19 protein-coding genes and 1 pseudogene are annotated in these 14,413 nt (G+C 39.8%); 17 read left to right on the top strand and 3 right to left on the bottom strand.

Annotated elements, in window-relative coordinates:
• Positions 1–225 (bottom strand): annotated as a pseudogene (locus H5125_RS20580) (IS110 family transposase); the annotation flags it as partial.
• 146 nt (positions 226–371) lie between these two features.
• Here H5125_RS20580 and H5125_RS20575 point away from each other — a divergent pair.
• The 17 genes from H5125_RS20575 (at position 372) to H5125_RS20495 (ending at position 13,371) form a co-directional block, all read left to right on the top strand.
• The gene (locus tag H5125_RS20575) at positions 372–986 is read left to right on the top strand and encodes a hypothetical protein (protein WP_182745256.1); all 615 of its coding nucleotides are present in this window, start codon (positions 372–374) and stop codon (positions 984–986) included.
• Positions 987–1,094: 108 nt separating this feature from the next.
• Complete coding sequence (locus tag H5125_RS20570; protein WP_182745254.1) at positions 1,095–1,583, top strand: hypothetical protein; 489 nt, start codon at positions 1,095–1,097, stop codon at positions 1,581–1,583.
• A 419-nt stretch (positions 1,584–2,002) separates the two neighbouring features.
• A complete protein-coding gene (locus H5125_RS20565) occupies positions 2,003–3,052 on the top strand; it encodes a DUF2971 domain-containing protein (RefSeq protein ID WP_182745252.1) in 1,050 nt (349 codons plus the stop codon).
• A gap of 42 nt (positions 3,053–3,094) precedes the next feature.
• Positions 3,095–4,102: a PIN domain-containing protein gene (locus H5125_RS20560; RefSeq protein WP_182745250.1), complete on the top strand. Its 1,008-nt coding sequence runs from the start codon at positions 3,095–3,097 to the stop codon at positions 4,100–4,102.
• A 766-nt stretch (positions 4,103–4,868) separates the two neighbouring features.
• Entirely contained in the window at positions 4,869–5,219 is a 351-nt protein-coding gene (locus H5125_RS20555) for a hypothetical protein (RefSeq protein WP_182745248.1), read from the top strand.
• A 31-nt stretch (positions 5,220–5,250) separates the two neighbouring features.
• A complete protein-coding gene (locus tag H5125_RS20550; RefSeq protein WP_182745246.1) occupies positions 5,251–5,733 on the top strand; it encodes a hypothetical protein in 483 nt (160 codons plus the stop codon).
• Positions 5,734–6,226: 493 nt separating this feature from the next.
• On the top strand, positions 6,227–6,544 hold the full coding sequence (locus H5125_RS20545; protein ID WP_102036573.1) for an H-NS histone family protein: 318 nt from the start codon (positions 6,227–6,229) through the stop codon (positions 6,542–6,544).
• 256 nt (positions 6,545–6,800) lie between these two features.
• Positions 6,801–7,412: an AHH domain-containing protein gene (locus H5125_RS20540; protein WP_102036572.1), complete on the top strand. Its 612-nt coding sequence runs from the start codon at positions 6,801–6,803 to the stop codon at positions 7,410–7,412.
• 9 nt (positions 7,413–7,421) lie between these two features.
• Entirely contained in the window at positions 7,422–8,012 is a 591-nt protein-coding gene (locus tag H5125_RS20535) for a hypothetical protein (RefSeq protein ID WP_102036571.1), read from the top strand.
• Between the two features lie 397 nt (positions 8,013–8,409).
• Complete coding sequence (merR, locus tag H5125_RS20530; protein WP_011638911.1) at positions 8,410–8,817, top strand: Hg(II)-responsive transcriptional regulator; 408 nt, start codon at positions 8,410–8,412, stop codon at positions 8,815–8,817.
• 90 nt (positions 8,818–8,907) lie between these two features.
• Entirely contained in the window at positions 8,908–9,255 is a 348-nt protein-coding gene (locus H5125_RS20525) for a mercuric transporter MerT family protein (RefSeq protein WP_011638910.1), read from the top strand.
• Positions 9,256–9,353: 98 nt separating this feature from the next.
• Positions 9,354–9,629: a mercury resistance system periplasmic binding protein MerP gene (merP, locus tag H5125_RS20520; RefSeq protein ID WP_041413222.1), complete on the top strand. Its 276-nt coding sequence runs from the start codon at positions 9,354–9,356 to the stop codon at positions 9,627–9,629.
• A gap of 10 nt (positions 9,630–9,639) precedes the next feature.
• On the top strand, positions 9,640–10,059 hold the full coding sequence (gene merC / locus H5125_RS20515; RefSeq protein WP_011638908.1) for an organomercurial transporter MerC: 420 nt from the start codon (positions 9,640–9,642) through the stop codon (positions 10,057–10,059).
• Positions 10,060–10,093: 34 nt separating this feature from the next.
• On the top strand, positions 10,094–11,752 hold the full coding sequence (gene merA / locus H5125_RS20510) for a mercury(II) reductase (protein WP_011638907.1): 1,659 nt from the start codon (positions 10,094–10,096) through the stop codon (positions 11,750–11,752).
• A 194-nt stretch (positions 11,753–11,946) separates the two neighbouring features.
• Positions 11,947–12,102 carry a hypothetical protein gene (locus tag H5125_RS22485; protein ID WP_207891339.1) on the top strand — a complete coding sequence of 52 codons (156 nt, stop codon included), beginning with the start codon at positions 11,947–11,949 and terminating at the stop codon, positions 12,100–12,102.
• Between the two features lie 512 nt (positions 12,103–12,614).
• Positions 12,615–13,046, top strand: coding sequence for a hypothetical protein (locus H5125_RS20500; protein WP_011638905.1), 432 nt, complete (start codon positions 12,615–12,617; stop codon positions 13,044–13,046).
• Positions 13,047–13,200: 154 nt separating this feature from the next.
• Positions 13,201–13,371 (top strand): hypothetical protein, encoded by a 171-nt coding sequence (locus tag H5125_RS20495; RefSeq protein ID WP_165870202.1) that lies wholly within the window; start codon positions 13,201–13,203, stop codon positions 13,369–13,371.
• Positions 13,372–13,465: 94 nt separating this feature from the next.
• Here the strand turns inward: H5125_RS20495 and H5125_RS20490 are convergent, their stop codons facing one another.
• Positions 13,466–13,888 (bottom strand): antitoxin Xre/MbcA/ParS toxin-binding domain-containing protein, encoded by a 423-nt coding sequence (locus tag H5125_RS20490; RefSeq protein WP_011638878.1) that lies wholly within the window; start codon positions 13,886–13,888, stop codon positions 13,466–13,468.
• Between the two features lie 51 nt (positions 13,889–13,939).
• Positions 13,940–14,206: a hypothetical protein gene (locus H5125_RS20485; protein WP_011638879.1), complete on the bottom strand. Its 267-nt coding sequence runs from the start codon at positions 14,204–14,206 to the stop codon at positions 13,940–13,942.
• Positions 14,207–14,413: the final 207 nt, after the last annotated feature.

The following is a 14,413-nucleotide window of genomic DNA, read 5'->3' as shown; positions in this document are numbered from 1 at the left end:
TTCAGCACACCAATCTGACACCCAATACCAGCAATGCATGCACTCAACGCCGACAATCACATTGCCGATATAGGGTTCTAGTATGAGTAATAAGTCATCTTTGCTGGCACCTATCTTTTTATGAACAACAACTTCCCCTTTAGAATCAATGATGCAAACATAAAGTAAGCGTGCATGTAAATCGATACCACAGTAGTATGGATGTGAGTTATTATAAAATCTCATTGAGCTTTCTCCTGTTGGTTTAGTCACCTTAAGCATACCGCTGATGCGGCTTGCTAGGGAGGAGGCTCAATGAGTATCAAGGCGCACACTGGGACTGACTAAAGCCAGCCCCTTAGCTTAATCGTTAGGCACATGAGGAGCGGTCAATGACGGCAAAAATATGTAGCAATAGCTGCGTTAACAAAAAACACATTTCTACCATAGGCTATATCCTAATTTGGGTGTTGCTCTATTACACTGGCTCAGCGCAGGCAGGATGGTTTGGGCCCGATTGTGACATATCAGAATTTAATGACAGTGTAAAAGTACGTCAAACAGACCAAAATTCATCTTTCTCTATTACAGTGCCTAAATCGTGGGCAGTTAAAAGGAAAAATGAAGATACTTATAGTGAAATGCTTATAAAGTCTGACGGGTCTTGCAAGATCACAATCCTAATTACTTCGCGCCCTTTGGGATGGCGGGAAAGAGAAATGACCTCTATCAGCTTAATCGACAACATGCTGCAATCCTCGCTTAACCATTTACGTACTCAAGGGCACCAGATAGTTGATTATGGAAAATATAAAGAGTTCAAACCAGGATGGCCCTCATTTGTAATAGTTTCAGGCGAAACTGGCGGCGAAGGAGTGTCAACGTCTTACGGAACAGTTGTGGAAAATATAAACGTTGGAGTCATAGCGCTTACGAGAAACAATCAACATAGTGAAGATACGGCGAGCATCTTGCGAAGTGTTATCGAGTCGCTGGAGATTTTATGAGCCTAATCAGGCGCCTCACTTGACCGCTAAGCCGCTAAGCCGCTAAGCCGCTAAGCCGCTACACGTTTTCACGGCAAGTCAGCTTGATCGTTATATGACATTGAAACTATGCAAGAACTAATCAATAAACTAAGCAATATAGATGCTCTGGATACGTGGAAAATGCATGTTGCTGGCTATCCGAAGTCAGAAGCTGCTATTGCCTATCAGAAAGCTCAGCCACTTTGGGTGGAGCGAATGATTGCAAATAATCAGTTACTCTTACACCCAGAAATAATTAGGCAATTAAGGAGTCAAAATTGGATTCCTGATGACCTACAAATTAGAATGATATGGGCTAGCATTATTGCTTCAGACGAAAGTAGATTTAGTAAGAAGAGAATGTACCGTATTAAAGAGAGTATCCAAAAAAGGTACGGTAATGATTGGTGGGAAGATGTCTATAAACGCATTAAACCTGCATTTGCGGCTAAACAAAGAATTAAAAACATGCATTCAGGCTCTATCACTACATATTTTTTGAGCAATACCATTATGGGTAGAGGCATGCTTCACGATGAATATTTTGCAGCCTTAAGAATGATACCAAGTAAATGAGAACGTATAACAAGGCTAGACAGCATCAGTTGGTAAGCTCCTTGGACTGCAAAAAATCATGTCTTTTGTTCCAAAAGCCGCACCAATTTTTTCTGCTGTTGCCAGAGGCGTTATCCATAGACATTTAAATTCGAAAATCTCTAATTAGAGCTACCAATTTAGCGCGCATTTGCCCCAAAACCATTCAGAGTAAATACTCATTCATCACCTGTTAGTCTGATTTTGCCTTATAAAAAGTTATCTGAAGGTGTGTAGTGGGTTTCTGTTGCACTAAATGGCTTCACTGCATTCTAATACATGAATTTTTGATTCAAGTGATGGACTGATTGTAAATTGCAAGTATATGAAAGGTGGCGCATTATGTGTGTGGAAGGTTGCTCGGCGCCGCATTGGTAGGCTTACACGACTGGAGAGTACTAATGCTTGTAAAGTATTATGGTTTGGTTTTCGATAATAGAACCAATAGTTGGTCACCAAGAGTAGAATTTATATCAAACGGTTTATTTCGCATGACTCAGCCTAAATACCTTAATGATAAAGGAAGTGAGGCGAGACTATGGCCATATTTTAATGAGTTTTCACCAGCGGATTATGCATGGGCAAAAAAAGAACATGATAAAATGCAAACCGATCCTTCCTATGTCCCATCAAATGAAGAATTAGAAAACTTCTTCCTAAAACCGTGTGGCTCTCGATATGGAGACCATTTCCCGCATATGCTAGATCAAGAAGGCTTCAACTCAATGGAAGATTATGATCGGGAGCAACTGACTCAAACGGCTGAAAGAGTCAACTCATTTTTAGTTGAGGCATTAAGCTGTCAGTTAGGGATTTTATCCCTGTCAAAGTCTGACACAAATGAACTTATGTGGACACATTATGCTAGTGAAGGTAAGGGACTAGCTGTTACTTTCAATGAGAATCATGCGTTTTTCAACCAACTTCCCCCGAAAGATGTTAGTTATACTCCAGATAAAAGAGCTTCTCTTACATATTATAAAGGTATGATGAGAATGAATGGTGCTCCGTTAAAAAACTTCCATGTTGCGGATTTAGGTAATCCATTAGGAGTTATGCAATCTCTTAGTAGCAATGGTATTGATGTAATTGAGTTCTCGGAACGGCTGCTATATTCCAAAGCCAAACAATGGTCTTCTGAAGATGAAACTCGAATTGTATGCCCTCTTATGTTATGCGAAGAGAAAGTAGGGCCATTAGTACAACCAGACTTTGGCGTTCAATTACCTAATGAACTCTCCCCTATGCTTAAAAGCTACCCTGAAGTCAACCTCAAACGAATACCGTTTGATGCATTTGAATCTATCATTTTTGGTTACGGTATGAGCGAATTTGACAAATCTACTATCACGGAACTGGTTAGGAAAAATGAAAACTTGGCTCATCTAAAGTTGCGCGTTGCCAAACACAATATTTATGGCAACATTGAGATCAGTGATCTCGTTGTGTAACACGATACTTTATTAGCAGAAATTCATCATATTTGAGGTGCTATGTTTTATATTTTTCTTGATACCTGTGTTCTTTTAGACATTTCGACAAAAAAGCATGACCTTCCTTTGGTTTCTGCACTGGAAGAGTTGGTTGCATCGGGTGTGATTACACTTGTGGTTACCGACCTAGTTGTCGAAGAGTACGAGAGGAACAAGGAAGATGTAGCAAACAAAACTGCCAAAAGGCTGTCCCAAGAATTTAAACAAGTCAAAGCAGTAGTAAGTGAATTTGCAGACGATAAACAAGCGGAAACAATAGACGTATTAAATGACATCAATGCGCGTTTGCCACTGTTAACTGATGCCAACTATGTGACCATTCACAGAGTTGAAAGGCTCATCGAATCAGCAAAAAAAATCAGTATTAGTGAACGATCTAAAGTAGCCGCAGTTCAGCGTGGCTTAGATAAAAGAGCACCATTTCACATTAGTAAAAACTCTGTAGCTGATGCGGTCATCATCGAACAATTTTATGAGTTCTCGCAGGGTGTAGATAGTGAGTCAGCTTGCTGTTTTTTCATAACCCACAATCACAATGACTTTTCTGCAAAGGATCACCGCCAACCACATTCTGATTTTGGTAATATTTTTAACGATACGAATGTTCTTTATTTTAATAATCTAGCATCAGCAATTAATCAAATTGACGAGGATTTTTTAGATGGTATTGAATTTGAGTATGACTACACAGAGGAAACCAGAGGTCTAAGAGAAATCCTCGATGCGATGGACGAGCTAGTCGATAAAGTTTGGTATAACAGGCACCAGAATCGCATGTGGGGCATTGAAAATGGCGAAATCGAAGTTGTTCCTGAGGGTACTGAACGTTATGGCAATAATGTCATTCACGAGAATATCCTTAAAGGTGCTATGAAGTCTGCAAAACGTGTTGAAGACTCCTATGACAATGTAGGGCCTTGGAGCGACTTTGAGTGGGGCATGATTAATGGAAAATTGTCAGCATTACGTTGGGTGTTAGGTGATGAATGGGATATGTTAGACACCTAAGATGTACTAACTCAATACCTAAGGCTTCAACATATATTTTCTCACCGAGGGGATCGCGTTAGAGCTTTATATCTAACGCATTTCTGTCCATTTTTGGGTCAGCGACATCTTCGCTGACTCACTTATGCCCCACTATCATTTTTGAACATATGCTTGGCAACAACTACTTAAACTAATTAAGCCCTACTTTAACTAATGTCAATAACAACAATACTTAGCTACTGCTTTTTGAGCATGAAATTGTATTAGTCTTAGGCATCGCGAACCTACACCTCAAATTCACTATAGCGATATCGTGTTACTGTTCAATAACTTACAATATTTCAGTGGTTGTTTTTAACACTTTTATGGAGTATTTTAGTCACTAGAAAATCAAAATTTATACTCATAAAGGAGTTGATAATGAATGAGCATGAGAGCAAGCATTATATTAAGGAGTTTGAAGGAAATTTTGAAAGGTATATGAACAGTATATCAGCATTATTCATAAACTCAGGAAAGTAAGCGGCTAGAGCAGCTGTACAAGCCTTAGTCGATAGCTATTTTCTAGAAAAAGGTGAATTGAGCCCACTAATACCTAATTTCAATACTCTGCTAATGCTAATAGAAATTACAAATGCAAGCTATGAAAGCTCAGGAGAGTATCAAAGCTTAAAAATATTAGAGACTGCAAAATCATTAATAAGTTTAAGCGTTAATGGTTAAATGTTCAGAGGTTTGGATAGCAACTCATTACTCTTAATTGACATCATCAAGGGATAAGCTTATGAATAGGTTACTAGCAATATCACTAGCAATATGCTCATTTTCAGTTGTATCAGTAGAACGTCTAACCTATGAAGAAGCTCAAATTAAAATAAATAAATGTGAGGAGGTTGCATTAATTGCGAGCAGCATGCTAGCTGCCGCTACCGTTGATAATATTCCGAAAGAAGAGATGGAAACCAAATTGAGTAGATTTGAAGCATCATCTGAAAAGGAGAGAAAGGCGGTTAACTTTATTAAAATAGTAATGGCTCATGCATATAGAACTGCTAAATTAGGTTCTACAAGTGGGTTCACTGAATTCTATTATGATACTTGCTTAAATAACTTCGACAAATTTAAAAACCTATAACTACTTATATTTATATATATGGACTAAGACAATGTTTTCAAAGTTAAAAAGGTTTTTCATAAAAAAGAAAGAGCTAATCAAGTTTAGATCTCTTGATGAATACTTTATGCGTGAGCTTAAGGAGTCTTCATTCAGTTTACTTGAACATGAATACCTGATCCTGCGTCACTTGAAGCATGAAGAAAAGCTAGATCTAGAAAAAATATGCACAGAGTTTAGTGTCGGTATGGATGAAGCTAAATCCATCTTTTCTCAAATTAGTAAAATATATTATAAAGCTACTTGTGATAAAGCATGGGATGACGCTTACCTTAAAATGTATAATACGGGTTTGGTAAAAGAAGCCACATTGATAAGTGCGCAGGACTGTGGACACAAGCATTGTTTTTTTTGTTCAGGAAAGATGAATGAAAAGTTGCCAATAACAACGGAAACATATTTAGCCTTTCAAACAGAGTGCAGGTGTAAACCGTATAAAAAATCATTTTTCAATCCTGTTATTAGCTTTAAGTAGTGCTTCTGATATGTGTTTAGAGATAATCAATGAGAAAACAGCAATTACCTAGGTTTCAGAAGAAAATTTATTCAGCGACCATTGGCTACTTAAATCTTTTGGAACGCAAAGAACTCCTGTCTGTATCAATAAATCTGAGCAACTCCCAAGTTCCCTATCTTCTCCTATTCGGAGAAGTATTCTTACGTTGCAAGATACTTTGTATTCATCTTTAATCGTTGATGTTCATTCTTGGCTATTTGATCCTTCGAACGAATCATCGAATTTAAGCCTTTATAAACTGCTTAAGCAGTTGACTGATAAAGATACGAAATTCGACACAAAGTATCTTAAAAGCTACTATATTGCTGAGCCAAATGTAGTAAAAATCAACGAGCCTGCATCCCTTTGTCATGACACTTTTCATTGATAAACCCATGTCTTTAACTTCTAGAACTTTTTCATTGAGGTAATATATTGTGATACGAATTTATTTAAATTGTAGGAGATACAAATGAGCCAAGCTAACACTATCACTGAAAAACGTGCTATCGCACTAGAAATTCTAAGCAACAGAAACAGTATTAAAGGTCTGTTTTCGGAGCTTCATTATGAAGATGTTACCAAACTAGTAAACCGAGTTAATACAGTTTATAACGCACTCAAAAAACTAAAGGATACTGAGCAGGCTGAAAATGCAGCTAAAGCATCTAAGATTAAAGAAATTCAAGATTTATTGTTAGCACAAGGATTAACACTTGAAGATTTAGCAAGGCAATCTAGCGCATCAATTAAACCTCGCAAAAAACGTGTAGTAGCCAAACTTGAGTAGATAAATTGTTCCGAGCCAGCCGGAGCACTGCATCAACCTAGTTTTCGATATCTATGCTAATCCGTGAAAATCTAAATTAGATCATAGACGGACTCACACATGTCCAAAAATAAGTTAGTGAACAAAATATAAGTAAATAACACCTATTGCCTTACTTATAAATGTTGTAATAACTTATCCATATCCATATGAAACTTGAATATAATCTTACCATTTGTGATAATAACTTTCTAAAATCTAAAAGGAACTTAGATAAATGAATAATCAACAAAAAATATATGAAGTATCGGTCACTGATATTGAGGATGATTTAACTCGAATAACAGGTGACCGTACCCTCGCAAAAGCTCATGCTGAATCTCTTAGTATTTATTATCGAGGTGAAATTATTGACTCGGTAAAGTATAAAGAAGGCATAATTCCACAAGCAGACTTGCTTTTATCCCGAAGAGTGCGTTGGGAACACATGAAGATGCACTCTACTAAATTAGCCGAGAATATGTATGCAGCTAATCGTGGAAAGAAGCCTGATAATACTGCAGCTCATCATATTGTATCCTGGAGTGATATGCGTGCCGCTAGGTCTAGATTAAGATTAGCAGCTTTTGGTATAGATATAGATCACGAAGCCAATGGTGTTTACCTTCCTAGATTTCAAAAGCATGTCCCAATGGACTCAATGCCTGATGCTTATCCTCACTCAAAGATACACTCCGGTAAATACTATCTGAATGTTGAATACCTACTTGAAGATACTATAGCCGAAGGTTTAGGCCATCGTGGGATTATTGAAACGTTACGTGATGTAGCAGAAGACCTCAAGATTGGTGTATTTCCGATTAATTCATCTTTAACTGCAGCAGGGTAATAATAACTAATGACTTCAAAGTTTAATAAGGTATTTAGCGTATATCTTGACCCTGATGAATTTATGCTTCTGAGTGAATCGGCATTTGAGCATGTTTTGCAATTGACTGAAAATAGGTTGCTTTCATTTAACGGTAATACTCCAATGAAAGAATTTTGGGGGGTACTCAATGTTGTTTGGCAAGTTGAACCTTCGAACAAGCTGAAACTTAAAGTACCAGACATAGCTGGCTTAGGTGCCTCTACCTTTGTTGTTTCTCCAATGTATTCGCAGTTATTCCTTAATGATTTTGGAGAGAACATTGAGCTTCTAGAATGTAATAATGACGGCGCTAAATGGTTTGCATTTAATGTATTAGGGTTTGATAACGCCTTGAATGAAGAACTTAGTGAAAGAAATATGCGTAACGGTCGACCTGATAGGATTCGCAAGTTTAAGCGCATGGTATTTAACAAGAGTGGTATAACTAACCCCAATCTATTTAGAGTACGCGAAACGGGTCTTTTTTATTACACTACTGATGCCGAAAATAGCTTATATTCAATAGTTAAAAAAAATAATATTTCAGGACTCTTTTTTAAAGAAGTAGAGTGCTATTGAGAATAAGATTTTTGTTATTTTTTCATACTGAAAGCTATTGATGCCATTAAAGGTGATGTTGACCGAGAAAAAAGCTCCGCGTGTGAAGCTAGTTCTCTTATGAACCATAAAAAATATTCACTGAATCATATACATGTACAGAAATGAGCCTAGACACGTAAATTATTTATGCCCCAAAGCGTGTTTCGGGTACTACTTTAATCCATAAGTAATTCTAATACGAATAAGCCCCGCAATGGCGGTGAGCCTCATAAATTACTGGATTCTTGCCACTAAATTCAAGTCAGAATTATGGAGTTCAGCATCGTTTATACTTCTTGTGTAGTGGCATAGTAGATTTGGCCACCTAATAAGAAATGTTATGATCCCATTCATAATAGTAATCAAAGGAAGAGGTATGACTTCTGTCTCACTTGAAAAGAAAAGAACCATCAGTAAGCTGGCCAATGAGCTTGGTATCAATATTGAGACGGTGCGTTTTTATGAACGACGAGGAATGATCGAGCAACCACTGAAGCCAGACCTGGGTTACCGTCATTACCCAAATGAAACGGTGAACCGTATTCGCTTTATCAAACGAGCCAAGGAGTTGGGATTTACGCTGGAGGAAATTGCTAATCTATTGAGCCTAGAGGATCGCCCATGCAGTCAAGTCCAAGAGCTTGCCGAGCATAAACTTGGCGCCGTCAGAGAAAAAATGGTTGATTTACGACGCTTGGAAACCGCGCTTAATACACTGTTGCTACAGTGCCATAACAATGAAGATGACAGCCATTGCCCCATTATCGATTCCTTGCAACCCTGATCGACTCTACCCACAGATAAATATGCTTGACTCCGTACATAGGTACGGCACTTACACTTACTCCATACATTGAAAACTGAGGAGTAAGACGTGTCCCCAAAAGATCCTAATCTGCCCATTATTGGTGGCATTGTTGCCGCCGTCGGCGCTGGCCTGTGTTGCGCTGGACCTTTCATATTGCTGTTGCTGGGAGTCAGTGGCTCCTGGATTGGTAACCTGACCTTATTAGAACCCTATCGTCCTATTTTCATTGTTGTGGTATTGGCTCTGTTTGCTGTCGCCGGTCGAAACGTTTATCGCCCAATGGAAGCATGTGATCCAGGAACCGCCTGCGCCGTGCCGCAAGTGCGCAAGCGTCGACAGGTCATTTTTTGGTTAACGGCACTCGCAGCGCTAGTGCTAGTGACCAGCAATTACTGGATTGTCTGGTTTGCCTAAGTGCAGCACCAAGGATTTGGCGTTAACCAATTGAAGATTAATGACAGAACACAGCGATTCATAGCACTTACACTTTTAACTAACACTTGGAGAATACAATGAAAAAAGTCACGTTATTAACCCTTATGGCACTCACCAGTTTGACTGCTGCTGCCAAACCACAAACTGTGACCTTAGACGTGCCGACCATGAACTGCGTTACCTGTCCTTTTACGGTGAAAAAATCGCTGCAAAATGTTGCAGGCGTCAGCGAGGCCGATGTCACCTTTGAGACCAAGGTGGCAATTGTGACCTTTGATGATGAGAAAACCACGGTCAAAGCGTTAATCGATGCGACCACCAACGCAGGTTACCCGTCAACTATCAAACAATAGGAAGAAGGCTATGACCAATTTATTCAATATGCTGACACGCATCGGTGATAAAGCGGGCTCCTTGGGTGCTGTTATCTCTGCTATGGGCTGCGCCATGTGTTTCCCGGCGATTGCCAGTTTGGGCGCAGCGATTGGATTAGGCTTTCTCAGCCAATGGGAAGGCCTGTTCGTCAACACCTTATTGCCCCTATTCGCTTGGATTGCCTTAGTGCTTAACGGACTGGGCTGGTTCAGCCATAGGCAGTGGCATCGCAGTGCTCTGGGTATGTTCGGCCCAGCGCTACTCTTGTTATCACTCTACCCCTTGTTTCAATATGGCTGGAGTGCTTATGTGACCTATTCGGCGCTCGCGCTGATGGTGGCCGTTTCTGTATGGGACATTTTTTCACCCGCTAATAAGCGCTGCGACGATGAAAGTTGTGCCGTTTAAGCCAATGATTATTTACCTTAGTTGAGGAAAGAAAATGATTTTATTATCCATACGCTTATCCATACAAGGGATGAGCTGCCCAAGCTCCGTCGAACACATTAAAGAGGCGCTCGATGCCGTTGAAGGCGTCATTAAAACTGAGGTGTCTTATGCAAAAGCCCTAGCTGTGATCACCACAAGAGATGGTGTCAATGTAGCAGAACTGATCCTAGCGATTAATGCCTTAGGCTACGTTGCAACAGAGCTTAAAGACACGACAAGGTGTGGCGACACTGACCAGCAAGAAGACATTAGCCCTCAGCAACGGGTCGCCATCATAGGCAGCGGTTCTGGCGCTTTTGCCTGCGCCATCAAGGCAGCGGAGCGTGGCGCACAGGTTACCATTATTGAAGCAAGCGAGGTGATCGGCGGCTGTTGTGTCAATGTTGGCTGTGTGCCGTCCAAAATTTTAATTCGAGCGGCGCAATTGGCTCAGCAACAGCGAAGCAACCCGTTTGCAGGACTGGAAAATCATGCCCCAGAACTGAGTCGAGCGCGCTTATCCGAGCAGCAGACCGCGCGGGTGGAAGAATTGCGGGCAGCCAAATACCAGAATATTCTAGACAATAATCCCGCACTGAGTTTAATTAAAGGGTTTGCACGATTTAACGATGCCAATACCTTAATCATCCGTAAAGTCGATGGTTCAGAGCTAGTGCTGCATGCCGATAAAATATTAATTGCCACCGGTTCGACGCCGACGATCCCGCCGATTGATGGTCTTGCCGGCACCCCTTACTGGACATCCACAGAAGCATTATTTGCCAAAGCGCTGCCACAACATCTGATCGTGATTGGCTCCTCTGTGGTCGCGTTGGAGATAGCACAAGCTTATCGCCGCTTAGGTAGCGAGGTGACGGTATTGGCGCGGCATTCATTACTGTATGCAGAAGACCCCTTGCTAGGTGAGAAACTTAGCGAATGTTTTGAAAAAGAAGGCATTAACGTGTTGAATCACACTCAGGCGGCAAGCGTTTCATATCAAGGAGAACAATTTACGCTGGAAACCAATGCGGGAACGTTAATTGGTGATCAACTGTTGATCAGTACCGGGCGTAATGCCAATACCAGCCAACTTAATCTTGCCGCAATCGGTGTTAAAACCAACCAGGGCGGTGAGGTTATCGTCAATGAACGAATGGAGACCAATATTTCCGGCATTTATGCCGCCGGAGACTGTTCCAATATGCCGCAATTTGTCTATGTTGCTGCCGCAGCTGGCAGTCGTGCTGCTGTGAATATGATAGGTGGCGACGCCAAACTGGATCTCACCACTATGCCCGCGGTGATTTTTACCGATCCGCAAGTCGCCACTGTGGGTTTAACCGAAGTACAGGCCAAGGCGCAAGATATTGAGACGGACAGTCGAGTCTTGGGCATGGAAAATGTGCCACGAGCCCTGGCCAACTTCGAGACCGACGGCTTCATTAAATTAGTGGCAGAAAAGAAAACCGGTCGAATTATCGGAGCGCAAATATTGGCGCATGAAGGCGGTGAAATAATTCAGAGTGCAGCATTGGCCATTCGCAATCGCATGACAGTCACTGAGCTAGCGGATCAACTCTTCCCCTACCTGACCATGGTGGAAGGACTAAAACTCTGCGCGCAGACCTTTAACAAGGATGTTAAAGCACTCTCCTGCTGCGCCGGGTAAAGAATCACTGATTGATGTGGTGTTCTATATGATATGAATTTGAAATCAAACAAGAACAGTCGAAGGTCGGTGGTACTAAATGCCACCGAGACTTAGCTTTTTTGTTCAGAAATGAGCCTAGACGTGTAATTTATTTGTATCCCAATCCTACTAACTATGACCATTATGACCAGTCAACCAAAAAGGAGGTCATCATGGTCATACTAAACCGTGGACAACGAAGTGGTGTCAAAAAGCCTTTCAGGCTTGAAGAAATTTGGCGTATTCGCACGAGACTAGAGATTGAGGAGAACTTGATGCAGTTAGCACTATTCAATCTGGCTATTGATAGCAAACTTAGGGCCAATTAAGCTTGACCACTACACTTACTATCTTTGAAAGTATGCGATGTTTCTTCCCAAGACAGGATATTTAATCGAGTTAAGCATATCCAGAAGAAGACTGATATTGAAGTTCAATTTGAAATTATAGCCAGAACCCAACAAAGTTTGATGAAATGGATCTTACTTGCTTCGTTAAGCGCAAGCGATTTTATTTTTTCTAGCCCTAGATTGAAACAACAGTCGATTAGCTACTCGTACTATAGACGCCCCATTACGTGTCAGTAAGGTATATCTGGGAAAACTCATAAACGGGCAATATAAAAGCTAAAATATCGAAAACCTTTCTTAAAAGATGTAATCAGAAAAGGTGATTAGATACAAAGCTGTACAAAAAACAAGTACCGTAAAAAAGCAAATTCCTATAGCATAAAACATACCGATTAATATGGATGTGGCATAGGCCAAGTCCAACAAGCGATTTATGCCTTGCAAATAGCGCAACGTATAAATACTAAAACGTTATAAAGCACAAGGAACGTATGAGTTTATCCATCGGTTGTTCTCCAAATGAGCAAGTTGAGATCACTGTAGAACAGTACCAACATTCTCCAAGCAGTGAGTCTTTTGATGATAACTGGCTTATTTGCTCTGTTAGTGTTTCATTTGGAAGCTTCAGTGGTAAATTTTCTGCCAGTTTTCAAACCTATGATTTCGTTAAGTTCTCTAAAGAAATACAAAAGCTCTATGTTTGCCTAAAAGGTACAGCTACATTCGACAGTCTTGAGGGGCAGCTTGAAATCAAGCTAATCGGGAATGGAAGAGGTGGAATTGAATTAGAGGGTAATTGCATGGACAGTGTTGGTGTTGGAAATGAACTTAAGTTCTCTACAGGATTTGATCAAACCTATCTCCAATCTATTATCGAAGATCTAGATGAGATTTTAGAAGGCTTTCCCGTACGAGCTTTATAACAAGAGACTATGGCGTTAACCTAAATTCACCATACTTATCATAATGCGAATAGTGAGTGTTAGAGCTTGGGCACTAACAAGCTTCTGTCCAAAAACGGTTTAGTAAATGGCCCATTTATACCTATAATACAAATTTTGTAAGAGGAGTTCCTTTGTGAAAAAACATGGCTCAGCAAAAGGTATTTTAAAGGATATTAAAATAGACGGTTCTTTAAATGATGATGAATCTTTGCTATTTGCTATAGATGAAGATTGTGAAATAGCTGAAATAGTTCATCGGCGACGTGATCAAGAAGAAATCGAAATTGGGATTGATGACTTGTAATAGTCTTTAATGAAAACTAACTGTCCATAACTAATTTCTTGATGAATTTATCTAAAGTTCCAATAGAGATTGTTTGCATCCTAACTAATTTTTTTCATGTTGTCATTCCATGAGAGAGTTTATTTAGTTCTTCTGAAACAAGTTTAATACCCATTACTGTATCAAGATAATTCAGCGGGGTTTCATTGTATAATTGGAGGTTTGGAGTGTTTAACCATTTCAAAGCGGCTGCATTATTACCGTGATATTGCTCGGCTTGAGCTAAAACTTCAATAATCATTAACATACGTTCGCTCTGATTCGGGGATAGTCGACAAACAAATTTTAAACTTGTGCTACCTGAAGCTTTTCCTATCAGCAAGATTACATGCTTTTTATTCAATCCCATTAATCTTGCTGCTTCATCCAGCATTGCTTCAGGTAAACCTATTTTGAGAAACTGAATAATGTTAAGTAATGAATCATCCTTAAAATCAAAGTCTTTGCCACCAAGTATATAGAAAGCTTTCTGATACATAGATTGTCCTAAACAATTTTTTTGATAAATACATTTGATTCTGTAACGATATCAAGTTGCTTTTACTGAACTCACCGTAAAAGTAACTTGTTGCGGCTTGCCCTGCAACGACCTTGTAAATATAGGTTTAGAAACTACAGGTGAGTAGTGATGATCAACTTTTTCGCATTCATCTATGTGTTGAATTAATGCTTTGATCGCATTTTTATATTGTTCAGGAACTCTCATCACTATCGTTTTTTCATATCTAGTCTTGCGGCCAGCACCTTTACGTACACCACCATGCGCCCCTTTATGAGCATCACTTTTATCTGCCATACTTAGAACCTCTTGATTACGTAACGATATCAAGGTAGCTTGATTTGGTTACATAATCAAATAAAACGTTACAAGTTTGGGCTAATCCCCCCTAAAAATAGTAGATTTCAAAAGTAGAATTTTCTCGTAATATATACGCAGGGAGATTCTGCATGAAAACATCAAAATTTAGCGACAGCCAAATCCTAGCAATCCTTAAACAAGCCG

The sequence above is a fragment of the Shewanella sp. SR44-4 genome, from assembly GCF_014163715.1.
In the GTDB taxonomy this organism is placed as follows: domain Bacteria; phylum Pseudomonadota; class Gammaproteobacteria; order Enterobacterales; family Shewanellaceae; genus Shewanella.
The sequence above is the reverse complement of the archived record's forward strand: the minus strand, read 5'-3'. Positions and strand labels throughout refer to the sequence as shown.

Coding starts and splice junctions, on each gene's coding strand:
- H5125_RS20540 (WP_102036572.1), top strand. CDS start 6,801: ATGAATAATCAACAAAAAATATATGAAGTATCGGTCACTGATATTGAG.
- H5125_RS20535 (WP_102036571.1), top strand. CDS start 7,422: ATGACTTCAAAGTTTAATAAGGTATTTAGCGTATATCTTGACCCTGAT.
- H5125_RS20500 (WP_011638905.1), top strand. CDS start 12,615: ATGAGTTTATCCATCGGTTGTTCTCCAAATGAGCAAGTTGAGATCACT.
- H5125_RS20550 (WP_182745246.1), top strand. CDS start 5,251: ATGTTTTCAAAGTTAAAAAGGTTTTTCATAAAAAAGAAAGAGCTAATC.
- H5125_RS20560 (WP_182745250.1), top strand. CDS start 3,095: ATGTTTTATATTTTTCTTGATACCTGTGTTCTTTTAGACATTTCGACA.
- H5125_RS20490 (WP_011638878.1), bottom strand. CDS start 13,888: ATGTATCAGAAAGCTTTCTATATACTTGGTGGCAAAGACTTTGATTTT.
- merR (WP_011638911.1), top strand. CDS start 8,410: ATGACTTCTGTCTCACTTGAAAAGAAAAGAACCATCAGTAAGCTGGCC.
- H5125_RS20575 (WP_182745256.1), top strand. CDS start 372: ATGACGGCAAAAATATGTAGCAATAGCTGCGTTAACAAAAAACACATT.
- H5125_RS20545 (WP_102036573.1), top strand. CDS start 6,227: ATGAGCCAAGCTAACACTATCACTGAAAAACGTGCTATCGCACTAGAA.
- merP (WP_041413222.1), top strand. CDS start 9,354: ATGAAAAAAGTCACGTTATTAACCCTTATGGCACTCACCAGTTTGACT.
- H5125_RS20485 (WP_011638879.1), bottom strand. CDS start 14,206: ATGGCAGATAAAAGTGATGCTCATAAAGGGGCGCATGGTGGTGTACGT.
- merC (WP_011638908.1), top strand. CDS start 9,640: ATGACCAATTTATTCAATATGCTGACACGCATCGGTGATAAAGCGGGC.
- H5125_RS20570 (WP_182745254.1), top strand. CDS start 1,095: ATGCAAGAACTAATCAATAAACTAAGCAATATAGATGCTCTGGATACG.
- H5125_RS20555 (WP_182745248.1), top strand. CDS start 4,869: ATGAATAGGTTACTAGCAATATCACTAGCAATATGCTCATTTTCAGTT.
- H5125_RS22485 (WP_207891339.1), top strand. CDS start 11,947: ATGGTCATACTAAACCGTGGACAACGAAGTGGTGTCAAAAAGCCTTTC.
- H5125_RS20565 (WP_182745252.1), top strand. CDS start 2,003: ATGCTTGTAAAGTATTATGGTTTGGTTTTCGATAATAGAACCAATAGT.
- merA (WP_011638907.1), top strand. CDS start 10,094: ATGATTTTATTATCCATACGCTTATCCATACAAGGGATGAGCTGCCCA.